Here is a 26456-nt window from a genome sequence, read left to right as displayed (position 1 = left end):
GAATTTGGAGCAGACTTGAGATTCTCCTCCGGTAATCAAACTCATCAAGCCACCAGAGGAGAATTCTACTCCTGGAACGTTCAAAGCTTTGCAAGTCTCACTGGTCGAACCCGTGGCTTAGTGCCTGTCACGAAATAAACTTTACACTCTTTCTTGCCATGATATACTGCTGTCATGGAGAAAGAACTGATCAAAAAACGATTTGAATTTCTGGCTCCACTGCTCAACGAGAGGCAGCTGCGACTCTACGTGGCTGCCGAGGCGCTGGTTCTTGGCCGTGGAGGCATCTCCGTGACGTCTCAAGCGACAGGGATCTCGCGGCCAACGATCACTATGGGGTGCAAAGAGCTTCTTGATGAAACGACAAAGGAGGCTTCTGCGAAGTCCTCTGCGGTGCGTGTGCGCAAGAAAGGCGGAGGACGAAAGCGTACCATCGAAGTTGACGAGACACTTCGAAGTGACTTGGAAGGACTCATTGAACCCGTCACAAGAGGAGATCCCGAATCGCCATTGCGATGGACGGCTAAGAGTGTGCGTAATCTTTCCGATGAATTGAAGAAAATGGGACATAAGACCAGTCACCGGATGGTTGCCGAGCTCCTTCACGCGATGGACTATAGTCTGCAGGCGAACCGAAAGACCGCTGAGGGAGGCACGCATCCGGACCGGAATGCCCAGTTTGAGCACATTCACGGGAAGGTCAAGGAGTTTCAGTCTTGTAACCAGCCTGTTATTTCGGTGGACACAAAAAAGAAGGAACGTGTGGGTGACTTCAAGAACGGTGGACGGGAGCTCCGACCAAAGGGCAACCCGGAAAAAGTCCGCGTCTACGATTTTGAGATCCCCGAACTTGGAAAAGTGGCCCCCTACGGGATTTACGACCAGACCCGCAATACCGGATGGGTCAATGTCGGAACCGACCATGACACTGCAACGTTTGCCGTGGAAAGCATCCGCAAGTGGTGGATTACCATGGGACGGGAAGCTTATCCGAAGGCGGCTCGCCTTCTGATTACCGCTGATGGTGGCGGCAGCAACGGGGCGAGAGTTCGACTCTGGAAGATCGAGTTGCAGAAGTTCGCCAACGAAACTGGTCTTGTCATATCGGTTTGCCATTTCCCACCGGGCACCAGCAAGTGGAACAAGATCGAGCATCGACTCTTTTCCTTCATCAGTCAGAATTGGCGGGGTAAACCTCTTGTGAGTCATGAAGTGATCGTCAACCTCATTGCTTCAACGAAGACCCGCACAGGCCTGACAGTCAAGTGCGAGCTCGATACCAATAAGTATCCCAAAGGAATTAAGGTTTCGGACAAGGAGTTGCGCCAGGTCAACATCGTCCGTGACGAATTCCATGGCGAGTGGAACTATGCTATACGCCCACAATCCGCATAAACTGTAAATGTTATTTTGTGACACGCACTTACCGATTGAGTTACTCGAATAGTTCTGCTGCCCATCCTCGCAAGTAATTAAAATTACAAGGTCCGTTATTCACTTTTTGGGGTCAAAATTGGCAACCCCGCCAACAGTGAATCTTCAATCGTCAAGCACGAGAAGTTTCCCTATCCAAACAGGTCTGAATGAGAACCCGTGCGGACCAGGCATAATTCACTTCCTTCGATACGATAGATGAGTAGCCAGTCCGCCTCGATATGGCATTCCCTGCAGTCTTTGAGGGTCCCCTTGAGTTGATGATCTCTGCTCCGCGCCGGCAACTTCCCGCCCTTCACAAGGCAATCAATGATCTCCTTCAGCTTGCCCATGTCTTTGCCGCGTTTGATCAAGAGCTTGACATCCCTCTTGAATTGGATATCACGCCTTATGGAGCGCATATGATCAAATCCCGAGATCCTTGTAAAGGTCATCTGCAGTTGTGAATCTCTTCCCCCGACCCGCCCTTGAATTTCTGATGGCCTTCATCGTTATTTCGTTAGGCACCTGAAGATCAAAAGGAAGCCCTCGTTGAGCAACAACCTGCCGGTAAAACAACTCAATTGAATTCGAGACCGACAATCCCAGTTCTTTGAGTATGCTCTCTGCCTTCTCCTTTACCTCAGGATCTATCAGTGCCCTCGCTGTCGCTGTTTTTCTGGTTCCCATAGGTTCCTCCACTCATAAGGTTCTTATAGCCTATTATATGCTATCACGGAGGGGGGTCAACTCCAAGAAGGCACAATTGTGAGAAAATGGGGGACGTTGGCAGGTTTGTCAGGCAAAGGGGGAGATGGCATGGGGCGGAAAAAGAGAACCGTAGAACAGCAGAATACTGAACAGCAGAATACTGAACAGCAGAATACTGAACAGCAGAATACTGAACAGCAGAATTTCGAATGCAGGATTGAACTACTAAGACAAAGACGGTGACCACGGAAATACCCGAACAGCTTTATCGGCGCGCCATGAAACTCGGATTTTCCACCACCACAAAAAGCACGAGTTTCTGAAAAGTACTTTAATCCAGAGGTAAAAGAGTGTCGCCCAGGGATTGCGGACGAGGACGTGATAGGAATGGCCGCAAACAATAACCGATTTCGTCGAGCAGGCAACCGAGAGGCTCGCAGGTCGTTTTGTGGTGATCCGGTCTGGCCGGATACGTGTGACTGGGCTTCCCGAACAATGATCCAAGAGCGAGAATTTCATATTGCCCGGAATCATCCCGACTTGTTACCTGCACATCGCACCCAATTGATTGAGACCCTCGCAGCACCTGATCAATTCGTCGCACTGCTCGATGTGAAGTATCTCGCTTATTTTCCAGGTGGTATGATACCATCCGAAACGGAAAGCACATTGTCGTAGTGGTCGAGCATTGAAGATGTTCAAAATGAGAATTGCTGGTTGTCAAGCGGGCAGTATTGACCGATCGCTCTTTAGGGGCTAGAATAGGGTCGCATAATTAGACCTTAAATATAGTCTGCAAGGAGGCCCACCATGGTCCAATCTAAATTCAGTATCGATGAAAAACAGGCTGACTTCCTGAACACATACAGAGCCTACGGGTTTAAAGACAAAAGTTCAATGTTGCGTGAAGCCATCGAGCATTTCAAGAAACAGCTGGAATCTGAATCCTTGAGACGATCGGCTGACTTGTATGCTGAGGTTTATGCTGAAGACCGAAACGTGAGGGAATTGACTGCAGCAGCACTTGCTGGATGGCCCGAATGACGCGCCTGGTTAGAGGCATGATTATAGATGTGAACCTGGACCCCATCCTGGGTTCGGAAACGGGCAAAATCAGACCTTGTGTCGTAGTTACCAATAACGTTTATAATGAGCGTGTACCGGTTATTCAAGTCGTGCCGATCACCGACTGGAGTGCCAAGAAGGCTCGCATCAAGACAAATATTGAAGTTCATCCGTCTGCTGAAAACGGTTTGTCCAAGAAGTCCATAGCTGACTGCCTGCAAACACGTCCTATTGATCACCGTCATCGACTGGTTAAAATCCGGGGGCAGTTGTCGCCTGAAGAACTAAAAGACATGGACGAAGCTCTAAAAATCGTCTTTGACCTGGTTTAGAAGAAAGAACGGAAGAGCAGCAAAGAAAATGAACCGCCAAGACGCGGAGACGCTGAGGGTGCAGGAAGCGGATGGGTTATGGCGCATAAAATGCGACCAATAGAAGTGGTGCAGACGCGAATTTGCTGAATAGGTCCAGCTTTCCAGCGACTTGCGGGCTAAGGGCCGGCGGCAAAAAAGCAGCAAATACCAGAGAGAAAACCCTATACTCTGTGTTCTCAGTGGTCTCTGTGAGATGGTTTTTCCTCTTTCAGAGAACTCGGTAGAATATCTCTTGGCGCCTTGGGGACTTGGCGGTTACAAAAAGAAGAATCACTGAACTGAGAGGAGGCGGAGGAAATGCCGACAAACCTTACAGTTGACGATGATCTTGCTGCAAAAGCCGTTACACTTGGAGGACATAAGTCCAAGAAAGCGGCGGTGAGGCAAGCCCTGATCGATTATATAAAGCATCTGGAGCAAACTGGAATTTTTTCCATGTTTGGCAAGGTCGAGTATGATCCTGATTATGACTACAAGGAACAGAGACGGCGGACGTGATGGTAATCGTTGACACTTGTGTTTGGTCTCCGGCGTCGCGTCGTCAGAGTCCAGATCATTGCGCGGCCGTCCAAGAGCTTAGAATTCTGATAGAGGAGCGTCGCGTCCAAATGATCGGGCCGATTCGCCAAGGGAAACAGTTCAAATTACTGAAAAGCCATCTTGACGCCTTCTCCGATCTGCCAATCAGCACGGAAGACTATGTCTCTGCCGCAAGGCTTTTTAATACTTGCCGTAGAAAGGGAATTCAAGGCTCGAACACCGATTTCTTGATTTGCGCAATTGCGTTATGGACAGAATTTTCGATTCTCACAACCGACAGAGACTTTTTGATGTTTGCACAACATATCCCTTTCACAATCCACGAATTCCAACAAGTGCACTATCCTCTTGCGCACTTAAAGAAACGGGTTTTCCACCAGCACTCCGTCGATGTTTTGGCCATGGTTCAGGTCCTCCGTTATGATCTTGTAAGCCTTCGCCCGGCAGGCCGCCGCAACAATCATCGCATCCCAAAATGACAACCGATGGCGCTCCTCAAGCTCCGAAGCCATCAGGACGGACGCGAAGTCATTGACCTCCAGATGCCACGCACTATACGGTTCAATGATACCGCGCGCCTGTGATGGGGAGAGAGGATTGGGAATCTTGTGGGTAACGTTCACCTAGAATTCCTGAAGCACCTGAGTGCTGATGGCTCCCGCTTCTTCCTTCCATAGTGCTTCCAGCAGCGCCGCAGCCACATCGTGTTTGCGTCCGGCATCCCGGTCGTGAGCATAGATCAAGACGTTGGTGTCAACGAAAATTCTACCTTTCATGCAGCTCCTCTCTGGTGGCGGTTATCTCACCACCCAGATGAAAGCCCTGTTTGAGGTTGGCAAGGGCCTTCTTTCTGGCCCATTCGTAGCGTTCTTCATCTTCCACCATTGCTCTCAGCTCTTGAGCGAGCAACCCGCTGATTGATATTTGCCTCTGGGCGGCAAGGACTCTGATCTTCCTGATCAGCTCTTTGTCCAGGCTTAAAGCAATATTCTGCTTCATTGTTTTCTCCACTCTTGGCAAATGCGCACCTCGCCCGCGCATGATTTGATCCAGCACGGTAAAGAATTCGTCGTCATCGTCCAGCCGGCCTTCAGCATCTGCCAAATGCTTATCTTCTTCCTCTACGGGAACCAGTTTTGCCAGGGGCCTGCCCCTCTTGGTGATGATGATTTGCTCGCCGCCGTAGGCGACCCGTCCGAGGATCTCAGAAAAGTGCTTTTTCGCTTCTGCTACGTTCATGGTTTGTCCGCTCATTTGCAGCTCCTTCCTGGATTTACTTAGTCAAGATGACCCTTTAGGTGCGAAACGTCAAGCCCATCTGAATAAAAGAGCAACGGGAAGGGAAGGCACAAACGTTGAGTTCTGTTTCTTTATATTGACTTGGCGGCTTGGCGGTGAAAGAAAGGGAAGAGCGGAAGGCAGGGCGGGCGGAACACAGCGAGGAAATCAGAGAAGAGAAAGACCTACAAGGTGGGTTTGTGGTAAGCTCTGTGGTCTCTGTGAGATACGTTTTTTCTCCCACAGAGGGCGCAGAGAGCTCAGAGGAGAGATGAAAGAGTTGGAAGGAGAGAGATGGAAGTACTGCTGATTGCCGGGGCGCGCCCCAATTTCATGAAGATTGCTCCCATTTATCGGGAGGCGTTGAAGCACCCGAGTGTTGTCTGCAAGCTGGTGCATACCGGGCAGCATTATGATTACGAAATGTCCCAGGCTTTTTTTGAGGACCTGGAGATTCCCGAACCGCATTTCTTTCTCAATGCTGGTTCCGGCAGCCACGCCGAGCAGACGGCGAAGATCATGGTGGCCTTCGAAAACGTCTGTGTTCAGGAAAAGCCGGACCTCATCATGGTGGTGGGCGATGTGAATTCGACTCTGGCCTGCAGCATCGTGGCCAAAAAGCTGCTCATTCAGGTGGCGCACGTGGAAGCGGGACTGCGCAGCTTCGATCTCACCATGCCGGAAGAGATCAACCGGATGGTGACCGATGCCATTACGGATTACTTCTTCGTCACTGAGCAGAGCGCCATTGAAAACCTGGAGAGGGAAGGGAAGCCCAAAGAGCGCATCCACTTTGTCGGGCATGTGATGATCGACAATCTGCTCCATCAGCTGAAAAAGCTGGAAAATGGGGCTAAGGCGGATTTTCCCACGGTGAGTTTAAAGGACGGCCTGGGAGAGTACGTTTTCCTGACCCTCCATCGCCCGGCCAACGTGGACAGCAGGGAAAGCTTTCTGGAAATTGCGGATGCCTTGAATGAGGTGGCCGCAGAGTATCCCATCATCTTTCCGGTGCACCCGCGCACCAGAAAAATGATGGAGGTGCACGGCGTCGAGCTTTCGCCAAGAATTCATCTGTTATCGCCGCTGGGATTCAAGGAGTCGCTGTATCTATGGAAAGACGCCCTCATGGTCATGACCGACAGCGGCGGCCTGCAGGAAGAGACGACGGCCCTCGGAGTGCCCTGCGTAACGTTGCGGGAAAACACCGAGCGGCCGATCACCATCCAGATGGGGACCAACATCCTGGGGGGAGTGAAACGGGATTCGATACTGAGGGCTTGCCGGGAAAGTTTGAGTGGCAGGGGAAAGAGAGGCGGCGTGCCGCCCAGGTGGGATGGCCGAGCGGCGGAAAGGATTTGGGAGGTTATCGCAGGGGGCGAGAGGACGGAAACCTGACAAACCTTTCCTCTTTGGCCTCTGTGAACTCTGCGAGATGCGTTTTTTCTCTCGCAGAGCACACAGAGAGCGCGGAGCAGGGGATTCAATTCAACCCGGCGTTATTCGATAGAACATGACGATTCTCCTCAACCTTTTTGTTTCCGTGGTGTTGACCACTGTCCTGGTGCCGCCTTTCATGAAGGTGGGGCGACGTGTGGGCATGGTTGACGTGCCCGATGCCCGCAAGGTCCATTCGGGGATCATTCCCAGGACCGGCGGGCTCGCCATATTGGTGGGCGCCTTGATCCCCCTGGTTTTCCTCCTCCCCCTATCCCGGCTGGTGTGCGGAGTATTACTGGGCGGCGGAATGCTTCTCGTTTTGGGAATTGTGGATGACAGCCGCGATTTGGATCACCGCTGGAAGTTTCTCGGGCAGGTCGTGGCGGCCGTGGCGGCTCTTGCCGTGAGCGGTCTGCGGTTTCACAGTCTGGGCGAGCTGTGGCCGGGCGTGGACTTCCGATGCGGCAGCTTTGGGTTTCCGCTGGCGGTTTTCTTTCTGGTGGCCACCACCAACCTGATCAACCTGGCCGATGGCCTCGATGGGCTCGCCGGCGGGATCTGCCTGCTCATCTTTTTCAGCAGCGGCGCCCTTGCGTTCTTTAACCGCGACCTGCAGACGCTCGTCCTGTGCGTGTGCATGACGGGCGCCATCATCGGCTTCCTGCGCTACAATGCGCATCCGGCCGTGGTTTTTCTCGGCGATACCGGCAGCATGTTTCTCGGGTTCATGGTGGGCTACACCATGCTCAGTCTGTCACAGCAGGAAACGGCTTACCATCCGGTTTTGATTCTCTACCTCATCGGCGTCCCCGTGATCGACACCATGACCGTGATGCTCCAACGGCTGGCCGAAAGGCGGCCGTTGTTCGAACCGGACAAACGCCACCTGCACCACAAGCTGCTGAAGCTGGGCTTGAAGCATCACCAGGCGGTCATCGCCATCTACGGCACGCAGCTTGCCCTGATCATTCTGGGGCTCACCCTCAGCCCGTATGAAGATTATCTTGTCGCCGCCGCGTACGTTGCAGTCATTGGCGCATGTGTGGCCTTTTTGTTCTTTTACGGGCGGATCATCCGGGAGCGGCCCGGCCCGGCGGGTGCTCCAAGTGAACATAGCGCGGGTCTGTACATCGTCGCTCTGAGGAACGGGGCGGCGCGAATCATGTCGTTTGGTTTGCTGGCGGGTTTGTGGATTTTTTATCTGGCGGCCCCCGTGTGGATCAGGCCTGTGCCCGAAGACATCGGAGTCTATTCCATAATTTTTGCCGCGGCCCTTTTGCTGGCGAGATTTGTCAAACATGGGCTGTTGGAGATCACCACGCGCGTTGCCGCCTATTTTGCCGGGGTCTACTACATTGTAACACTCGAGCTGGGGACCAATCCCATGATGTGGGCTCCCGCTCAGGGCCGCCTTCTGACCTACCTGTTTGCCGTCATCGCACTCTTTTATTGCGGTTATCTGGTTATTTCCTATGAGAAAATGCCTATAGTGACGATGGACTATCTGCTCCTCAGCGCGGTGGCTCTGGTGTTCTTTTTCCCTTCGGATTTTATACGGGAATACCACGTGCACCGCATTGCACTCATGATCATGTTGATGTTTTTGGCTTTTGAACTGGTTCTCTACAAACTGCGAAACCGGATGGACGTCCTGATAGGCGGCATGCTGACTTCGTTGGGGCTGAATTTTGCCATGGCCTTCTGGCCGTGGATCATCTGACAGGGGATGGTTTGACGGCCCCCGTTTCCAGCCGCACTTCACTGCGGTCCTGTCCGGTATGCGCAGGCTTCATGGGAGGTTGGGATCAACGTTGCGATGAACAGTAAGATTGAATCAAACTTCGATGTAAAGACCGTTTTCGGTTTGCTTCTGTTCGCTGCCTGCTGGTCGCTGCTCTACTGGGAATCGCTCGCTTCCCTCACCCGGCAGTGGAACAACGAGGACTATTCCTATTGCTACCTGGTGCCGCCCCTGGCGGCCTATCTCGCTTACCTGAACAAAGACCGGCTGCGCCGCCGGCGGGGTGGAAGCACCTGGCCCGGATACCTTTTGCTGGGCGCTGCCGCCATGTTTTTCATCATGGGACGTCTGGGATCGCTTGAAACCATCACGTTTGTTTCCATGTGGGTCTCCATCGTTGCCGTCTCCGTCCTGCTGTTCGGGATTCGATCCCTCAGGCCCCTGGCTTTTCCGCTTTTTGTCCTGGCGTTTGCCATTCCCGCTCCACCCTTCATCACCAATCTGCTCACATTCAAATTGCGCCTGCTGTCATCCTCCATTGCGGTGGATTTGCTGCACCTCATCAACTTCTCCGCTTTTCGCGAAGGAAACATCATCGACCTCGGGTTTGCCCAGCTGCAGGTGGTGGATGCCTGCAGCGGCCTGCGCTATTTGGTCTCCACCATCCTGGTGGCGCTGGTGGCCGGCTACCTGTTCAACAAAACCCTGTGGGAGCGGGTTTTGCTGGTGATTCTGGCGGTACCCGTCTCCATCGTCATCAATTCGCTGCGGATCGTGGTGGTTGCCCTGCTCATGCGCCACGTTTCGGTAAAGTTCGGCGAGGAAGGATTTTACCACGATTTTTCCGGCTGGCTTATTTTCCTTGTCTCGATCGGCTTTGTGCTGGCCTTGAGCGCCGTCCTCAAGAAGATATCTCAAAGGAAAGGGAATGCGCAGGGTTCAGACGAGCCGGCCACCGATGGCGCTGCACCGGCTCAATCCGGCAGCGCGCGCATTTCCGGCTGGAAACACCTGGTGGCGGCATCCGGCATCTTCCTCGGTTTGTTCTTCCTGCAGGGTGCGCTGGTGACCACAGCCAACGTGCCTGAGCGCAAAAGCTTCGCAGACTTCCCCATGCAGATCGGCGGGTGGCAGGGGAAGAGAAGCTACCTGGATGATGGGATCATCAATTCGCTGCACACCGATGATTATGTGACGGCGAGCTATTTCAGCGCAAACAGCGGGAACGTGTTGTACCTGCTGGTCCCCTTCTATCATTTTCAGGAAGCGCGGCGCTCCGCCCATGCGCCCACCTCGTGCCTGCTGGGAAGCGGCTGGGAGCTCAAGGAAAAGCGCGTTGCTCCGCCCGATCCGGCCTCCGGGCGCGGTTTTCCCGTGGGGCAGATGGTCTTGTTCAAGGGAGAAGAGAGGATCCTTGCAAACTTCTGGTTTCAGCAGCGGGGAAGGATCATCACCAGTGAATATTTTAATAAGTGGTATCTATTCTGGGACGGGGTGACGCGGCGCAGAACCGACGGGGCGCTGGTGCGGGTGGAGATGGTGATGCGGCCCGGGCAGACGGTGGAAGATGCGCAGGCGGTGCTGGACGGGTTCACCGTGCCGCTCATGGCCGTGCTGCGCGACTACATCCCCGAGTGATTGTTCGGCTCTCACAGAGCTTGTCATGGGAACATATCTCTCACAGGGCCCGCAGAGAACACAGAGTGACACAGGTGCAACCAAACTTGATTCAACCACGAAGGACACAAAAATCACGGAAAAATCGTATACTGAAATTTGGAAACAGCTTTGGAGCATGTGCAAAATCCTCCGTAGGTCAGGGTGTGCGCAGCACTCCCTGACAAAATCGTGACGTCAGGGAGCTCCTTCCAGTCGCACCCTGACCTACGCAAACACGAGTTTCCCAATTCCTGGCATACGAATTTCAATCATACCGATAACCTACAAAGATCGATGAACATGGCTTCCGCATGGACCTGCCGGTGGCGGGCGTGGTGGTGGTTGAGCTGAAATCGGTCGAGCAGGTCCGGCCGCTGCACAAAAAACAGCTGCTCACGTATCTTCGGCCGGCCGACAAACCGCTTGGGCTGTTGATAAATTTCAACGAAGTTCTGCTCAAAGATGGTATAACCCGCATCATAAACCTGTGGCGGATCTTTTTGCTTGAGAAGCTCTGCGCTCCCTGCGGCCTCTGTGAGAGAAAAAAGAGCAGCTCCCACAGAGCGCTTGGAGCGCACAGAGGTTTTTTTGATCGGAATAGAGGGAGGCTGTTATGAGAGAGGGTCGGTGGCTTGCGGGTTTGGCTTTGGCTTTGGTTGTCATATCCTTAAGCGGTTTTGGCTCGGCGGGCTGTCTTGCCGCCGAGGGCGATTACATCATCGCGCCGTCGGATGTTCTTGAGATTTCGGTTTACGGCGAGGAGGCGCTCACCAAGGGAGAGCTGGTGGTGAGGCCGGACGGCAAGGTATCGTTTCCCCTGATCGGTGACATCCAGGCGGCGGGCAAAACCACAACGCAGGTCAAAGAGGCGGTGGAGAAAAAAGCCAAAGTGTTCATACCGGGGGCCATTGCCAATGTTTCGGTCACGCAGCTCACCAGCCTGCAGTATTATGTGCTGGGCAAAGTCGCCAAGCCCGGCATGTTCAATGTCTCCAAGCCCATCACCGTGCTGCAGGCCCTGGCTTTGGCCGGCGGCCCCATCACCTTCGCCGACGAAGATAAAATTTCCGTGCTGCGCCAGGAGGGGGACAAAACGGTGCGCCTGCCGTTCAACTACAAGGATGTTAAAAAGGGCAGGCACCTGGAGCAAAATATTGTGCTGGAGCGAGGGGACGTGGTGGTGGTGCCGTAGGCACGAAGCTACAGGAGTGGAGATAAAGACACGGTTGGAGGCTTGAGGCTTGCCGGTGTATCCATCCGTTGTTGATAGCAGTGGTGTGAAGAAAAAGCCGGTGGAAGCGACCGCTTCTTCCACCGGCTTTTCACTTGAATCCCGCCCGTCACAGTTTATTCGAATGCTTGAAAAAGCCTCTGGTTCGCGAATCTAACCTTTTAGCTTCCTTTTCAGGGCCACCAGGCCCAGCAACCCAGAGCCGAACAGCCAGGCTGCTCCGGGGATTGGAACTGCATTTGCTGGGACCTTATCGCTGTCAGGGGTTACATTATTAAAGCCTTTGAAGCGGGCAACAAAGAACTGGTCACCCTTGCTTGAACTTGTTGTAGCGTTAATAAAATCCTGCACGTCGAGGGACAGCAAATTATTTCCGGTTAACGACAAGATGAAGGTTCCCGAAGACCCGGCAGCAATTCCTTTAGGCTTTCCACCACCCTCAAAATCGTTACCTTGAGCACTAATCAGAAAATCGAAAGTGCCAAATGGATTAGCGGAGGCTGATGTGAAAAGCTGAAAACCTGTAGGAGAACCCGTCAATGACCAACCTGTAATTTTTGTGCTATCTGGGTTGTTAAAGACAAATGCGGTCAGAAATCCACCTATGTTAATATCCGTTGTATTGTTCAAATTAAATGTTAGGGTTGCTAGGGAGTTGCTTGTTGCATCATAAGTAATCGTTCCGGTAAATCGACCGTAGCTGTTTGTATTACTGCTCTCGCTGGGATCAGCGACGATGGGTACTGAACTAGCTAAGCATGTTGAGTTGAAAATAAATAAACATAACATTAGCCCACTGACTACAGATAACTTCTTCAAATTTAAGTTGCGCATGATCTTTACCTCCTTTAAGTAATGTGGCGATTTTCAATTCATTGACCAGCTAAAGACAACTCCAAACCATCAATCTCAAAAACTGGCTCAAGCTCAATCTATCCTTCAACCAAAAATACTTGACTCTGATACTGGTATCCCCTGATTATTAGGTCTAACTCACAGATCTTTTCGTCCGGTAATTCAATCCTATCAAACCCAACAACCCCGAACCCAACAACAGAACCGATGGCGGAACGGGGACAGGCCCCGGGCTGTTCACCGCCCCTTCCACCACATCATTGCCGCATGCCATTGTCCAATGCAGACCGAACCCGTCCTGCAGATCCAGCCCGTCAATGGTGAAAATGAATTCCATGTAATATTCGGATAGATTCAGGTTCACGGTCGCCACAGATATGGGATCCCCGTAGCCTCCCGTGTGAGCCTGGCCTGTCCTGGATACGTCGGTGTACTTGATGGGATTATCGATGCCGTCGGAAAAAGTCAGAGTGTACAGCTGGCCCGTTCGCCAGTCGATCACGTAATCCCAGCCTTCATGGAAGGTGAAAATATCAGAGGCGTAGTGGGCGTGAGAATTGTCCGCCTTCCAACCCTTGGAAGCAATGTAAAGATCACCCGGATCGTAGATCGCCTCGTCCAGATCGGTTCGCCCGGTATTCAAATAGTCGGCATAAGTTTTGAAATAATCCCCGTCCAACCTCACGCTCATCTGATTTCCATCCAGGCTGATGGTCATTCCGCTCACATCATAGCCGGTACCGATGAAATCACTGTTGGGCAGATTCACAACCTGCTCGTCTCCACCCCAGTAGGTGGCCGCCCCCTGCGGCGAGTCATCGATATAAAAGCTGGCGCAGCCTTCGCGGATTTGAAACACCAGGCACAGGATGAAAGCCAATGCGATGATGTAACCAGCTTTTCTATTCATTGATTCCCTCTTCTGTTCTATGCCTTCTGAAGGGATGAACCGTTTCTTCCTTTTCAACTCCAATCCAGCTCTTGCTCTGACCAGGTTCCCCCAATAAAAAAGCCGGATTGCCTCTACCAGGCAACCCGGCTATCTTTATTTTAAGACCCGTGGTTTTCCGTCCCCACTTCACAATGGGTTTGGCCCCTTCTGGTTAGTTTGTAACTTAATTGAGGTTTTACAAGCATACAAGGGGGATTCTTAGGGGGATAATTTGGGTAGATATTTTACCTAATATATTTCCAATATTTTGATAATACAATAACTTTTTGTTATGAAGGAGGATCTGAAGGACACCAATTGCTTTCAAAAAATCGCACCGTTTGTTCGTTGACCCTCTCCGGCAAACTGAAGCCGCAAATAATTGGCTTCTATCATAAAGATATCTTTACATAAGTCGAAAAACGCTGTATCCATAATGGAGTGTCAGGGGCTGACAGATGGAATTTGGAACTCTTGAGGAGGGGGGAGTTCACATTGAAACGCCGACATGGTCAATTGCATACGGCATCGCGTGCGGTGGCCCTGCTGCTGTTGCTCAGTGCCTGGATTGAAGTGGCTTTTGCCATGGACTGGTACGCCAATCCATCCATTCGGGCCACTTCCGAGTATGACAGTAACGTGCTATTCAGCTCCGATAATGTGATCGATGATTTTATTTTGATCGCCTATCCGCAACTCAAAATATTTGCCGAGAGCGAGCAAACCAAGTTCATATTCGACAGCGTTGTGGCCGGAAAAAAGTACATCAAGAACCAGGATCTCGATGTGGTGGAAAACTACACCAGCGCCTCACTGGCGCATGCCTGGTCGGAACGGTTTACGTCCCAGTTCAACGCGCGCTTCACCAAGGACACCACGCTGGAATCGCAGGTGGAAGAGGCGGGCATCACCACTCAGCGGGTCGAGCGCTATCTTTACGAATTGGGCAGTACGCAGACCTATCAATTTTCGGAAACGCTCTCCTGCGCGGTTTCCGCCAGCGGCGGCCGGATCACTTACCAGAGCGACGCCTTTCCCGACAGCAGCTACTGGCAGGCGGCGGTGCGGCCCGCCGTGGCGCTCAGCGAGAAGGACAGCGTGGGCGTGGATACCGTTTACTCGTACCGATCGTATGCGGATTCCGCAATCATACGATATCTCCAGCAGCTCCTCTTCTGGGAACGGCAGTTCAGCGAAACCACCACGTTCACCCTGGGCGGCGGCTACCTGCTGACCTGGACGGAAAGCCCTTTTTTCGCCTTCGAAATCATCGACGGACAGCTGGAATTGGTCGAGAAAACGCGCAATACCAGCGACTTCGGCTTTTCCTTTCTCGCCAATCTGGAAAAAGAATGGAGCGAGCGGGTCAAGATGTTTCTGTCGGCCGGAAGGGACCAGTACAATACGGCGGACGCACGCACCTTCGAACGGAATTACTTGAGAACCAAATTGAGTTATGATTTCTCCGAGGTTACTTCCCTGTACTGCGACTTGAACTGGTACTACAACAGGCAGATCGGCGGCGAGGGGGTGAGTGAAGACGTCAACTATGTTCAATTTGCACCCACTCTGAGGCGCAACCTCAGCAAGGACCTCTGGCTGAGCGTGGGCGGTTCGTATGCTTATCAGCTGCGGGACCAGGGCGGAAGGGAGGCCACTGCCGACCGATTTCGAGCCTGGCTGATGCTCACTTACGAACTGCCCAGGCTGCTCGATTGAGCAGATGGCGGAGGCTGTTGGGGTGGTTCTCACAGAGTGCGCAGAGGACCTGGAGAGGAAAGAGGAAACATGTGCACAAGACGCTGTGGTCTCTTTTACCTCTGTGAGAAACATTCTATTTAGGGGGCGGCATGGAGCAGGCTCAGGACCTGAAAAGAATAAAAGAGATTATCAAGAATCGCAAATGGTGGCTCATTGTTCCATTTTTTGGCGTTGTCCTGATAGTTGGCGTCATTGCCCTGATTTTGCCCAATGTCTATCAGTCGTCGGCGACCATCCTCATTCAGGACCCGCAGATACCATCCGATCTTGTGCCTTCGACCGTCACCAGTTATGCGGATCAACGAATCCAATCCATCACCCAGGAAGTGACTTCGCGATCTAAAATTTTGAGCCTGGTGGAAAAATACGATCTGTTGCCCGACAAGCGGGAAAAGCTCACCGCCGAAGATCTGGTGGAGAAAATCAAAGAGCGCATCAAGGTCGAGCCCATCGATGCGGAAATCAAGCGGGAAAAGGACCGACCGATTCTGATGACCATTGCCTTCGAGCTCTCCTATGAGGACGAGAGTCCGAAGAAGGCTCAGATGGTGGCCAACGAAATTGCATCCTACTATATGGAAAGAAATTTGGAGGCGCGCGAGAGGCATGCGCGCGGCACTGCGCGGTTTTTGGAAGAACAGATGGAGCAGGCGAAACGGAAGATGGAATCTTTGCAGTCCGAGTTGGCGGTCTATCGCCAGAAGCACCTGGAAACACTGCCCGAGTTCACAACCCTCAATATGCAGAAGTTGGAAAAACTGAATTCCGACATCGGCAACATCAACATGCAGATCCGTTCCCTGGAAGAGCAGCGGGCGACCATTCGCAACCGGCTCGCCACGGTCGATCCCTACTCGGGCGGCAACGAGCGCGTGATGAGCCCGGAGGAGAGGCTGCAGCAGACACAGTTGGAGCGGGCGGCCCTGGTGGCGCGCTATTCGGATAAGCACCCGCAGGTTAAGGCCAAGGATCAGGAAATTGCCGAACTGTCGCGCAGCGTCAGTGATCCGCTGGGGGTGGACCGCGCGCGCCGGCGGGTTCGCGAGCTGGAGCTGAAGCTGGCCGATTTGCGATCGCGCTATACCGAGAAGCACCCGGATGTTCAAAAGACTGTCCAGGAACTGCAGTTCGCCAGGCAGGAGCAGGCATCGTTGCAGGCGGAATCCAGAGAGGGGCGCAGTGCGCCCGTGAGCAGGGCGACCAATCCGGCTTATGTGGCACTGAAAACGGACCTGGATAAGTCCGACGCCACCATCAATTCCCTGAAAGCCGAAAAGCAGAGGACCGAAGAGCAGATTGCAGAAGTTTATCAAAAACTTCGTGCAATGCCCGAGGTGGCCAAGGAATACAATGAGCTCACCACCGACTACGAAAATGCCAGGGCCCATTATACTGAACTGTACCAGAAGCTCCTCGCCGCACGGGTGGCGCAGGGGATGGAAGAAGAGCAGCTGGGCGAGAATTTCAAGGTTGTCGAGCCGGCATTCCTGCCCGAGGAGCCGGCAAGGCCGAATCGTTTGGCGATCATGCTGATCGGTGTGGTGCTGGGCATCGGGGCTGCGGTGGGCCTTGCGTCGCTGCGCGAGTTTAGCGACACCAGCGTGCGCGATGTCCGAACCCTCGAGGAACAGACGGGTATCCCGGTCTTTGCACTCATTCCCCGCATCATCACGGAACGTGATCGAATTCATACCAGAAGGAAGAGGCTGGCGTGGATTGTCGGCGCCGTGAGCGTTGTCGTGCTGGCGGTGGCCATTTTTCATTTCTTCGTAATGGATCTGTATATCTTTTATGCCAAGCTGATGCGGCTGATGCAGAGGAAGTTCCCTGTGTGAGCCGGTTTCTCACAGAGAGCGGAGCGGAGGGTGTCTCTCATAGCGCACACAGAGAGCGCAGAGGAATAGATTAGAGCATCACAACTCTGTGAGAGATTTATATGGATTGGGAGAAACCGCATGAGCCATATCAAAAAGGCCCTGGAGCGGGCTAAAGCGGAGCGCTTGAAACAGTCTTCGGGGCGGGAGCCGACCGCAGAGCAGCCGGAAGAGCCCAAGGAAGAAGCCCCGCTGCAGGAAATCGACTTATGCTCCGCCACAACCTGTATTGTAGAGGTCCCCAGGGAAACGCTGCTGAACAACCGCATTGCCGTTATCGACGAGACCAGTCTGGTGAGCGACCAGTTCAAGCTGTTGCGCACGCAAATTTTTCAGCGCACCCGGCCGAAAAAGTGGAATACCATTCAGATATCCGGGTTTGGGGACGGGGAAGGGAAGAGCCTGGTGGCTGCCAACCTGGCCATCAGCATCGCAAAGGATGCCAGGCAGACCACGCTGCTGGTCGATTTGGATTTTCGGCGGCCGAGTCTGCACCATCTGCTTGGAATCGGGTCTGATGTCCCCGGATTGAAATCGTATTTTCTTGACGGAACTCCGCTCGAAGAGTTGCTGATCAATCCCGGAATACCTAAGTTATCGGTGCTGCTGGCGGGGGGCAGAGTCAGCCGCGCCACCGAGATGCTGGGATCCCCCAAGATGGAAGCGCTCATTAAGGAATTGAAGGAGCGCTATGAAGACCGCTACGTGATACTGGACACTCCAGGCATCAGTGTCTGCCCCGATCCTGTCGTCATTTCGGACTATGTGGATTGTATTCTGCTGGTGGCCAGGCAAGAGCGCACATTGCAGGAAAATATCAAAACGGCTCTTGACCGCATCCCGCGGGAGAAGGTGTTGGGTATGGTGTTGAATGATGTGGCGCCGGACATGGTGGGGAGATACTATTAGCCAGAAGCCAGAAGCCAGAAGCCAGGAGCCAGAAGCCAGAAGCCAGAAGCCAGGAGCCAGGAGCCAGGAGCCAGAAGCCAGAAGCCAGAAGCCAGAAGCCAGAAGCCAGAAGCCAGAAGCCAGAAGCCAGGAGCCAGAAGCCAGGAGGCAGGAGCCAGGAGCCAGGAGCCAGGAGCCAGGAGCCAGAATCAAGAATGATAAAGATGCCTGCAAAGGATTTCCGTGATTTGGTCGTTTGGCAGAAGGCTCATCAATTTGTTTTGGCGATCTATCGGGGGAGTGCGCTCTTTCCAAAAGATGAACGCTACGGGCTCACCTCGCAGATCAGGAGAGCTGGTGCTTCGATCGCCGCAAACATTGCAGAAGGTTTCAAGAAAAGAACAAAACCAGACAAAATAAGGTTTTACAATATAGCGCAAGGATCCTTGGAGGAATGCCGTTACTATCTTATCTTAGCGAATGATCTTGATTATTGTGACACATCCCATTTAATGGATCAGCTGGAAGAAGTGAGCAAATTGCTGGAGGGCTACGTGTCATCCATTTTGAAAAGTTAATTGCTATTTCAGATTTCGGACCATAGGCTTCTGGCTTCTGGCTTCTGGCTTCTGGCTTCTGGATTTCAATATGTACCTTGATTTTTTTGCATTGAAAAAACGACCGTTTGTTCTCTCGCCGGACCCGGAGTTTTTGTTCCTCAGCCGCGGTCATGATCTGGCGCTGACGCATCTGGAGTACGGCCTGTTCAACAATATGGGGATCGTGGCCTTGACCGGTGAAGTGGGGGCCGGCAAGACAACGCTGCTCAAGTACCTGTTCGAACGAGTCAAACGGACTCTTGATGTCGGTATGATTTTCAATACCCACTTGGACCCCCAGGCTTTTCTTGAGGCGCTTGTCGGAGAGTTCGAGCTGGACGTTCCCGCGGCGGGCAAGAGCAACCTGATTGATGCTCTCTACAAGCATTTCCTACGGACTTATTCTCAGGGCGATCATTGTGTTATTGTGGTGGATGAGGCGCAGAATCTGCCGCTGGATACCTTTGAGGAATTGCGAATGCTCTCCAACCTCGAGGCGGGCAATGAGTCTCTTGTGCAGATCGTGCTGGTGGGCCAGCCGCAACTGCGGGAACGGCTGTTCCACCCGTCACTGTTGCAGTTGGCGCAGCGGGTCTCCGTCTATTATCACCTGGCGCCGCTGTCTGTCGAGGAAGTCGGCCAGTACATCGAGCACCGCCTGAAAGTGGCCGGCTATGAGAAGCCCGCACCCTTGTTCCGTGAGGAAGCAGTGGAACTGATTGCGCAAGCTTCCAGGGGAACGCCGAGGATCATCAATACCATCTGCGACGGCAGCCTCACGTATGCCTTCGCCGAGGAGATTGCTGTGGTTGACCGGGAAATGGTTGCCAAGGTGATCGAGGACAATGAGCTTCTTCTAGTCAGCGCGCGCGAAGCGGCACCGGTGCCGGCGGTCCCGGAACCTGCCGCGGGGTGTGCTCAGGCGTCTTTTCCTGACGATGTTCGGTGCCTGGTTGGGAACCTTTACAGCAGGCTGGAGTCTATCGAAGAGCGCCTTCGAATGCTCGAAACGGCGCGCAGCAATGGAGCGGTAAGCGTTCTCCAGGATGTTCTAACGAAGGAACGGCATGCCTCGCTGCAGTACGTTCAAAAACTGACGCTGCTGAATCAGCGCTACAAGATGCTGCAGTCACAGCTTGAAAAGATGAAGAGAGAAAAACAAGAGGCCGAATTGGCGGCGGAAACCGGCAAGAAACGGAGGCGATTTTGGTCGTGAAAAGTAGATCTTTGGTCTGGTGTGCGGCTGTGATGCTGGTGCTTGGCTTCACCTTGGCTTCCTGCAAGAGCAGGGAAGAAAAGATCGCCGGCTTCGTTGCCAAGGGGGAGCAATTGCTGGCGGCGGATGACCCGGTGAGGGCCGAGCTGGAATTCAAGAACGCACTGCAAATTGACCCCAAGAATATACCGGCCATGCTGGGTTTGGCCAGGGTGGCGTTGAGCAGGCAGGAGTTTCAGCGGGCTTTTGCGACTTTCAGCCAGATCCTCGAGATGGACCCCTCCCGCGATGAGGCAAGGGTCGAACTGGCCTGGCTTCTGGCCATGGGGAAGCAGGGACAGCAGGCGCTGCTGGAAATACAGCAAGTCAAGCAGCCCGAGAAATTTCAACCCAAGGTCGACCTGGTGAAGGCCCGGGCGCTGCTGGCATCCGATCGTTATGAGGAAGCCATGGATATCTTGCAGAAGGTCAAAGACGGCAGGCAAGACAAAGAGGCACAGATGCTGCTGGCGGTTTCGGCAAGGGAGGCGGGTAAGACGGATCTCATGCAGGAAACCGTTGCGAACTGGCGCAGCATCGATCCCAAGGATCCGTCTTCCTATCTTTTTATGGTTCAATATCTCGCCAATCAGGGAAACCGGGAGGAGGCGGCGCAAGAGTTGGACAGGATGACGGCGGCTGATCCGGAAAACAGCGAAATGGGACTGGTGCGGGCGCAGTTGTTGGAGCAGCTCGGCCTGACAGAGCAGGCCCGCAACGCCTACGCAGGGCTCCCGGATACGCCCGCAATGATCAAGGCCAGGGCCGATTTTTGGCTGAGGCAGGGAGATGCCGAGAAAGCGCGTGAGCTTTTGCAGCAATTGGTCGGCAAGTCCCCTGATGACATGGACGCGGTGTTGAAGCTCGGGCAGGTCATGATGAACCAGGGCAACAATGATGAAGCCATGGCCCTGCTGGACGAAAAGCTTGCCGGGGACTTGAAGAAACCCGACCGGGAACGATTGCTCCTGGCCAAGGCTACTCTGCAGGCGCGGGAAGGCAAGTGGGACGAGGCCAAGAACATCTGCCAGGAGGTGCTCAAGGAGAACCAGGGAAACATGGATGCGCACTTGCTGTTCGGCAAAATTCTTCTTGGCACAGGAGAGGCCGAAAGTGCGGAGATCCACTTGAACCAGGCAGCGGCGGCGCGCCCCACTGATGAAGAGGCACAAACCCTGCTTGCCCGGAGCCAGATTCAAAACAAAAAGGAGTCCCTCGCCGAAGACACGCTCAAGAGGGCCGTCGAGGCCAATCCCGGCAGTGCTCCGTTGCGGCTCGAACTGGTCACCTATTATCTGAGCAAGAAGAATTCAGCGCAAGCCTTCGAGCTTTTAAGAAAAGGCCTGGAGCTGCAGCCCAACGACGTATCGCTTCTCAAAACCTTGGGCGAACTGCAGGCGTCGCAGAAAGATTTCGGCAAAGCCGGGGCAAACTTTGCAAAGATCATCAAGCTGAAGCCGGAGGACTCCCTGGGTTACATCGAAATGGGCCGGCTTATGGTGACCGAATCCCGCCTGGATGAGGCGCTCGACTGGTTCCGCCAGGCCGCCGATAAAGAAAATGGCTGGCCCATCGCAGTTCCGGCGCTGGCAAAAATTTATATGGCCCGGGATAAGCCCGAGGAGGCCGTCAAGGCAGTGCGATCCGAGGTGGCGAAAAGGCCCGATTCGCCGCCCATGCACTTCATTTTGGGGCAGATTCTTCTGGCTACCGGGGATCTGAAGGGAAGCGAAGAAGCTTTCGAAAAAGCTTCGGAGTTGGCGCCAAACTGGCCTGATCCTTACCGCGGGCTGGCCGATGTCTATATGCGGCAAGGCAATCTGAAGGAAGCCGTCGCGCGGGTCGAGGAGGCTAACCGGAAAAGCCCCTCAGCCATTCTCCAGCTGCAGTTGGCGGCACTTTATGAACAGAGTGGACGTTATCAGGATGCCATCAGGATCTATGATGAGCTCCTGGACCAATCAGAGCGTTCGCCGGAGATTCTGAATAATTTGGCTTATCTGTTGGCCGAGAATTCCACGGAGAAGCCGATCCTGGAAAGAGCGGCCAAACTGGTTGCGGAAGCCCTCTTGCAGGAGCCGGATAACCCTGCGTTTCTGGATACCTCCGCCTGGATCCACTACCAGCAGAAAAACTTCGACGCCGCCTGGACTGCCATCCAGAACGCTCTTCTCAAGGCTCCGGAAAATGGTCTGCACAATTTTCATGCGGCGATGATCGCTTATGCCCGGGGCGATAGACAGCAGGCCCTCGATTATCTCAACAAGGCGCTTGAACAAAAGATGGACCAGCGATCTCTGGATGAGGCCTCGGCCTTGAAAAAGGAATGGAGTGCGGGTGAATGAAGTGGGCGAGGTCTGCATGCTCGCTTCGGGCAGGACAGCCGTGTGAGGGGATAATGGTGAGTGAGATCGAAAGCTTGTCAGCTGTGGAGAGGCGTGACGCGGGGAAGGTTCTCATAGTCGACGATGACCATGCGATCTGTGAAGTGTTGAGGGAGATGATGCTGGTTTGGGGGGTCCAGGCAAGCAGCGCCCTCGATGCTGAAGCGCTGTTTGCTGCATGTGAGGAAGGGGATTACGGGGTCATCCTGCTCGATGTGTATCTGGACGATGTGAGCGGCCTTGACCTGATTCCCACTCTGAAGGAGCAGTTTCCGACCATAAAAGTCATCATCATGACAGGCTATGCAGACAAGGAGACGGCCGTCACCGCTTTGCGGCTGGGCGCCTTCGATTTTCTTGAGAAACCGATTGATATGGATTTCCTGTCTCATGTCGTGCAGCGTGCTTTGGATCTTCACCGGGCCGAAGAGAAAGAGCTGGAACTGCTTCAGGACCTCAAGGAAAGTCAGGAAGAGCTGCTGGATCACAAGAATCGGCTGGAACATCTGAATCTGAGGTTGCTCGAAACGAATAAAGCACTCACGGTTTTCGCTCAAAACATCGATCGTGAAAGAGAAGAACTGCAAAAGCGCATTTTGTTCAAACTGAAATCCGTCGTTTCTCCGGCCATTCAAAAGCTCCAAACCAATAAGAATCTGCTGGACCGGGGAAGTGAGCTGGAGTTTTTGATCACTCAGATGATAGAAGAGCTCACTTCGGACCTCACCATGGACGGGAAACTCTCCTCCGTCCTGTCTCCCACAGAATTTCGCATTGCCACCTTGATCAAAAATGGGCTGACCACTGAAGACATCGCTACGCAATTGAGCGTTTCCCCGAGCACGGTGAGAACCCACCGGAAGAATATCCGCAGGAAGCTCAAAATCAACAGTACACAATACAACCTGAAGAACTACCTGCTATCGGGGTAACTTCAACGGGAGAGATCCTGTCTTTGCTTTTGTGTTTTTGACGTCTAAGGGGAAGCAGTGTGCAGGCTGACCAGTGAATTGATGGCCGCATATTGCTGGTAGGACAGTTCGGCGAATTCCAGGCCACACCTGCGGACCTGGAGATTGTCGAACGAGGGGTAATTATCAACTCTCACGTCATAGGCTACCTTGCAGGGAATTTTGGATATGTGCAAATCAGCCTCCGCTGAAAATATGTCGACCTCGACGTTTTCCAGCGCTTTTTGATCGTCATAAATCGTATATTCAAGCCCCACTCCCCCCTTGCTGATATCTTTGACTCTGCCCATGCGACGGAATTCAGGTCGAAAGGTGATGAAAAAATCGCCCTTGACCGGATGCCGCTTAAACTGACGTCTGTCCAATTCACTCGCTGCTTTCATGTGATTCCCTCTTTTTGCACGGGGTTCGGTGGCAACCGTTCGACATTAATCTAATTGGGGGGTTTTCCCACGTAAAGGGGTATTTTTGTAGGGATGAATGGGGTATATTCATTAGCCATTATGCAAGGAATCGATATAATTTTAGCATGTTGCCCTCAATTTGATCCCTCGTTGAAGCATTTCGAGGGCTTGTCGACGCTCTGTGTGCGGCAGTCAGCTGAAATTTTGCCCGGTTACCGCTGACAACATGTGGCAATGACGGTGCGCCGGGGGCTTGCGAAACTCTGCCTTTACCCGCCTGAATGGTCACGATAAGATATGTTTCGTGTTTGCAGCAATTGCTCCGACCGGGCGGGACACAACGAGAGGAGCAGATGATTCGGACGAGCTTCTTGGTGTTCCGATTTGTGTATACGGTATCTGTTAAAATGTCCTAAACGCACCATGCTTGGCAATGGAAGGGTAAAATCGTGCAAAATATTTCCGAATCCTTGAAGAGGCAACGTGAACAAATTCTCCAGGACGGCAGTGAAGAGATGCTCAGCCGGCACACCAGCCTGCTGGAGATCGCCATCATTTCCCTTTACAATCGACTGGTCAACACCCTCAAGGTGGATGCGGCGGAATTCAGGGCGAGCGGTGCGGTGATCGCCATGGGAGCGTTTGGCCGGGGCATGATCGGACCGCGGCAGCCCGTTTCCATCCTCGTTGTCACGGCGGACGGATCACCCTGGAAAGAGAGCTGGATGGATGAGATTGCGGATCCGATGAAGGAAGCCGGCTGGGATGTGGACCTGGAGACAGGGGAAATGGGCCGGCTCCTGGAACGAGCGCAGGATGATTTCCGGTTTTTCCTGTCGCTCCTGGAAGGCCGTTACATTTCCGGCACCCGCCCATTGGTCGACCAACTGGATGACGCACTCGAGGCGCTCATCGAGCAGAGGCGGGATTCGTTTCTGGCCGAGCTGCACAGGTCGGTCCAGTCGCGCGATGCCCTGCTGCATACGCCGGAGAGTTGGCTGGAGCCGGATCTGATGAAGAATCCAGGGGGCCTGATGGACATCGGGGCGATTCGTTTGGGATGCCGCATCGCCTCCCATATCCGATGCCTGGATGACGCCATTTTCCAGGGATACCTCAATCGGCAGGAAGTGGATTTTCTGCAGCAGGCGGAAAAGAAATACACCCGCCTGCTCAATCTGATTTGCGCACTGAGCGGGAATTCCACCAGCGTACTGCGGTTCGAGGACCAGGAACTACTGGGGAATCAACTGGGGTATTCAGCCCGGGTAGGTTTTCTTCCGGTAGAGGCGTTCATGCAGGAAATTCATCGATTCCTGCACGGGGTTGTGTGTGTATCGCAGGAATTCTGGGAGCGGCTGCAGGAGAGCCGTCGCGATACTGCGCCAGAGGATGACTACCAGGCTGATGCGATGGAAATGGGGTTATCGGCCAAGTATGGAAAAATTCAACTGCAATCGGAGCTCTACCCGGCTACCGCCGGCCACCTGGTCCATCTTTTCTACATTGCCGCCAAGGAAAACCTGGGGTTCACCAATATCACCCGGCAGTGGATATACCACCACCGCAACGTCCTGGATACCGCTGCGGGTGACTCCATGGTGAGGCAGGAGCTGCTCCGGCTCATTTGTGCCGACGCCCCGGATCTGCCGGTTGTGCGGCGTTTCTACAACCTGGGCCTGGCCACCTCACTCATTCCCGAATTGGCTTCGGTGCATGGCCTCGTACAGCACGATGCCTTTCACCTTTATCCGGTTCACGAACATCACATGCGTACCCTTGCCGAGCTCAAAAGACTGTTCGCCGGTTTCTACGACGAGAGCGAACCCGAGCTGAGCAGAATCGCCGGCCGTGTGGAAGATCCCACGCTGGTTCTCCTGGCGGGATTTCTACACGATATCGGCAAGAGTGCGGGGCGGGATCATGCGCTGCACGGCGGTGAAATGATTCCTTCCATCGCCAGGCGCCTCGGTTTGAGCCTGGAAGAATCCGACACTCTTCAGTTCCTCGTGGCCCAGCATCTGCTGCTCATGGACAGCGCCTCTTTGCGGGATCTCGCCGATGAAGAGATGCTCGCCCAGTGTGCCCTCATCACCAAGACTCCCCGGCAGCTGGATATGCTTATGCTGTTGAGCTTTGCCGACATGCTGGCAACCGGCCCCAGGGCGCAGCAGAAATTGCGTGATACGCCGGTCCTGGCACTCCATGAGAGAGTCTACCATCTGCTGGAGAAAGGCGAGCCCAGCCCGCAAGCCATCGCCGACCGCATCGAGCAGGTCCGTATGCAGGTGGAACAGGAAGTTGCCGACCTGGTGAGCAAGCCTCAGCTGGAAAATTACTTCGAGCAGCTGGCCCCCCGCTACCTTCTTTCCATGCCGCCCGGCGCCATTGCCAAGCACATTCGTATGGAGTGGCGGTTGCAGCATTCACAGGAGTCTCTCATATGGGAAGCCACCACGTCGGACGGTTTGGCAAACGTCACACTGCTCAGCCGGGAGATCCCTGGTTTGTTGACCCGTGCGGCCGGCATCCTGACCTTGCGCGACTTAAACATCATCAGTGCGCAGGTTTTTACCAAACGGGACGGCGTGGTACTGTTGATTTTTCAATGCCGCCTGCCGGAAGGCTCCCTGCAGGCACCCGACTGGCAATCGGCCAAAGAGGATATGCAGCGGGTGTTGGAAGGGAAAATGTCGCTGGAATATCGCATTGCAGCGCATGCGGCGAAGCGGGGGGTCCATGGTCAGACGCCGAGCAGGACTGTGCCGAGCAAGATCCTGATCGATAATGAATCGTCCCAGATCTACACCATTTTGGAAGTGTACACCACCGACCGGGTGGGACTTCTGTACACCATCACCTGGACCTTGTGGGATCTCCAGGTGAGGATTTATGTGGCTAAGATTACGACAAAAATTGATCAAGTGGCGGATGTTTTTTATATCAAATCGAACACCGGGGAAAAGGTCACCGACCCCGAGCAAATCGAGGAGATCAAACGTGCGCTGCTCTTTTGGCTGGATGGTCCCGAATCAAGCGACAATGCTGACGGGATGGATTAGACGCATCTTTTTGCGGCGTA

24 protein-coding genes, 1 pseudogene and 1 riboswitch are annotated in these 26456 nt (G+C 53.7%); of the genes and pseudogenes, 17 read left to right on the top strand and 8 right to left on the bottom strand.

Annotated elements, in window-relative coordinates:
• Window positions 1-174: 174 nt before the first annotated feature.
• Complete coding sequence (locus K1V27_RS19635) at window positions 175-1395, top strand: ISAzo13 family transposase (RefSeq protein WP_258931765.1); 1221 nt, start codon at window positions 175-177, stop codon at window positions 1393-1395.
• A gap of 170 nt (window positions 1396-1565) precedes the next feature.
• On the opposite strand, the gene K1V27_RS19630 is transcribed toward K1V27_RS19635, so the two are convergent.
• Window positions 1566-1835, bottom strand: a complete 270-nt coding sequence (locus tag K1V27_RS19630; RefSeq protein WP_258931764.1) for a type II toxin-antitoxin system YafQ family toxin — start codon at window positions 1833-1835, stop codon at window positions 1566-1568.
• A 4-nt stretch (window positions 1836-1839) separates the two neighbouring features.
• Window positions 1840-2103 carry a type II toxin-antitoxin system RelB/DinJ family antitoxin gene (locus K1V27_RS19625; RefSeq protein WP_258931763.1) on the bottom strand — a complete coding sequence of 88 codons (264 nt, stop codon included), beginning with the start codon at window positions 2101-2103 and terminating at the stop codon, window positions 1840-1842.
• A gap of 831 nt (window positions 2104-2934) precedes the next feature.
• Here K1V27_RS19625 and K1V27_RS19620 point away from each other — a divergent pair.
• From K1V27_RS19620 to K1V27_RS19610, 3 genes are all read left to right on the top strand, one after another.
• Complete coding sequence (locus K1V27_RS19620; protein WP_258931762.1) at window positions 2935-3168, top strand: hypothetical protein; 234 nt, start codon at window positions 2935-2937, stop codon at window positions 3166-3168.
• Complete coding sequence (locus tag K1V27_RS19615) at window positions 3165-3521, top strand: type II toxin-antitoxin system PemK/MazF family toxin (protein ID WP_258931761.1); 357 nt, start codon at window positions 3165-3167, stop codon at window positions 3519-3521. The genes K1V27_RS19620 and K1V27_RS19615 overlap by 4 nt, the downstream gene beginning before the upstream one ends.
• Window positions 3522-3860: 339 nt before the next feature.
• Complete coding sequence (locus tag K1V27_RS19610) at window positions 3861-4061, top strand: type II toxin-antitoxin system VapB family antitoxin (RefSeq protein ID WP_258931760.1); 201 nt, start codon at window positions 3861-3863, stop codon at window positions 4059-4061.
• Between the two features lie 398 nt (window positions 4062-4459).
• Here the strand turns inward: K1V27_RS19610 and K1V27_RS19605 are convergent, their stop codons facing one another.
• The 3 genes from K1V27_RS19605 to K1V27_RS19595 are packed head-to-tail and all read right to left on the bottom strand — an operon-like array spanning window position 4460 to window position 5357.
• Window positions 4460-4726, bottom strand: coding sequence for a PIN domain-containing protein (locus tag K1V27_RS19605; RefSeq protein ID WP_258931759.1), 267 nt, complete (start codon window positions 4724-4726; stop codon window positions 4460-4462).
• On the bottom strand, window positions 4727-4879 hold the full coding sequence (locus K1V27_RS19600) for a PIN domain-containing protein (protein ID WP_258931758.1): 153 nt from the start codon (window positions 4877-4879) through the stop codon (window positions 4727-4729).
• Window positions 4869-5357 (bottom strand): type II toxin-antitoxin system prevent-host-death family antitoxin, encoded by a 489-nt coding sequence (locus tag K1V27_RS19595; RefSeq protein WP_258931757.1) that lies wholly within the window; start codon window positions 5355-5357, stop codon window positions 4869-4871. The genes K1V27_RS19600 and K1V27_RS19595 overlap by 11 nt, the downstream gene beginning before the upstream one ends.
• A 318-nt stretch (window positions 5358-5675) precedes the next feature.
• Here K1V27_RS19595 and wecB point away from each other — a divergent pair, with 318 nt between their 5' ends.
• From wecB to K1V27_RS19570, 5 genes and pseudogenes are all read left to right on the top strand, one after another.
• The gene (wecB, locus tag K1V27_RS19590; protein WP_258931756.1) at window positions 5676-6779 is read left to right on the top strand and encodes a non-hydrolyzing UDP-N-acetylglucosamine 2-epimerase; all 1104 of its coding nucleotides are present in this window, start codon (window positions 5676-5678) and stop codon (window positions 6777-6779) included.
• Between the two features lie 115 nt (window positions 6780-6894).
• Window positions 6895-8541, top strand: coding sequence for a glycosyltransferase family 4 protein (locus K1V27_RS19585; protein WP_258931755.1), 1647 nt, complete (start codon window positions 6895-6897; stop codon window positions 8539-8541).
• Window positions 8542-8637: 96 nt separating this feature from the next.
• Entirely contained in the window at window positions 8638-10200 is a 1563-nt protein-coding gene (xrtD, locus tag K1V27_RS19580) for a VPLPA-CTERM-specific exosortase XrtD (protein WP_258931754.1), read from the top strand.
• 317 nt (window positions 10201-10517) lie between these two features.
• Window positions 10518-10706 (top strand): annotated as a pseudogene (locus tag K1V27_RS22970) (GxxExxY protein); the annotation flags it as partial.
• Between the two features lie 128 nt (window positions 10707-10834).
• Window positions 10835-11413, top strand: coding sequence for a polysaccharide biosynthesis/export family protein (locus tag K1V27_RS19570; RefSeq protein WP_258931752.1), 579 nt, complete (start codon window positions 10835-10837; stop codon window positions 11411-11413).
• A gap of 192 nt (window positions 11414-11605) precedes the next feature.
• Here K1V27_RS19570 and K1V27_RS19565 read toward each other — a convergent pair whose 3' ends face one another.
• Window positions 11606-12286 carry a hypothetical protein gene (locus K1V27_RS19565; protein WP_258931751.1) on the bottom strand — a complete coding sequence of 227 codons (681 nt, stop codon included), beginning with the start codon at window positions 12284-12286 and terminating at the stop codon, window positions 11606-11608.
• 154 nt (window positions 12287-12440) lie between these two features.
• Entirely contained in the window at window positions 12441-13217 is a 777-nt protein-coding gene (locus K1V27_RS19560) for a hypothetical protein (protein WP_258931750.1), read from the bottom strand.
• A gap of 116 nt (window positions 13218-13333) precedes the next feature.
• A riboswitch (cyclic di-GMP riboswitch) is annotated at window positions 13334-13411 on the bottom strand.
• 322 nt (window positions 13412-13733) lie between these two features.
• Here K1V27_RS19560 and K1V27_RS19555 point away from each other — a divergent pair.
• The 7 genes from K1V27_RS19555 (at window position 13734) to K1V27_RS19525 (ending at window position 22931) form a co-directional block, all read left to right on the top strand.
• A complete protein-coding gene (locus K1V27_RS19555; RefSeq protein ID WP_258931749.1) occupies window positions 13734-14957 on the top strand; it encodes a porin family protein in 1224 nt (407 codons plus the stop codon).
• Between the two features lie 131 nt (window positions 14958-15088).
• Complete coding sequence (locus K1V27_RS19550; RefSeq protein WP_258931748.1) at window positions 15089-16834, top strand: GumC family protein; 1746 nt, start codon at window positions 15089-15091, stop codon at window positions 16832-16834.
• 120 nt (window positions 16835-16954) lie between these two features.
• Complete coding sequence (locus tag K1V27_RS19545) at window positions 16955-17782, top strand: nucleotide-binding protein (RefSeq protein ID WP_258931746.1); 828 nt, start codon at window positions 16955-16957, stop codon at window positions 17780-17782.
• A gap of 194 nt (window positions 17783-17976) precedes the next feature.
• Window positions 17977-18339: a four helix bundle protein gene (locus K1V27_RS19540; protein WP_258931745.1), complete on the top strand. Its 363-nt coding sequence runs from the start codon at window positions 17977-17979 to the stop codon at window positions 18337-18339.
• 70 nt (window positions 18340-18409) lie between these two features.
• Window positions 18410-19576: an ExeA family protein gene (locus K1V27_RS19535; RefSeq protein WP_258931744.1), complete on the top strand. Its 1167-nt coding sequence runs from the start codon at window positions 18410-18412 to the stop codon at window positions 19574-19576.
• A complete protein-coding gene (locus K1V27_RS19530; RefSeq protein ID WP_258931743.1) occupies window positions 19573-21960 on the top strand; it encodes a tetratricopeptide repeat protein in 2388 nt (795 codons plus the stop codon). Before K1V27_RS19535 ends, K1V27_RS19530 begins: the two co-directional genes overlap by 4 nt.
• A 53-nt stretch (window positions 21961-22013) precedes the next feature.
• Entirely contained in the window at window positions 22014-22931 is a 918-nt protein-coding gene (locus K1V27_RS19525; RefSeq protein WP_258931742.1) for a response regulator, read from the top strand.
• Window positions 22932-22975: 44 nt separating this feature from the next.
• Here K1V27_RS19525 and K1V27_RS19520 read toward each other — a convergent pair whose 3' ends face one another.
• Entirely contained in the window at window positions 22976-23353 is a 378-nt protein-coding gene (locus tag K1V27_RS19520) for a PilZ domain-containing protein (RefSeq protein WP_258931741.1), read from the bottom strand.
• A 470-nt stretch (window positions 23354-23823) separates the two neighbouring features.
• Between K1V27_RS19520 and K1V27_RS19515 the strand changes: the two genes are divergently transcribed.
• Entirely contained in the window at window positions 23824-26436 is a 2613-nt protein-coding gene (locus K1V27_RS19515) for a [protein-PII] uridylyltransferase family protein (RefSeq protein ID WP_258931740.1), read from the top strand.
• The last annotated feature ends 20 nt before the right edge of the window (window positions 26437-26456 follow it).

The organism is Desulfoferrobacter suflitae (assembly GCF_022603395.1).
GTDB lineage: Bacteria > Desulfobacterota > Syntrophobacteria > Syntrophobacterales > Syntrophobacteraceae > Desulfoferrobacter > Desulfoferrobacter suflitae.
Note: the sequence above shows the minus strand (reverse complement) of the source record. Positions and strands in the feature narration are given on the sequence as shown.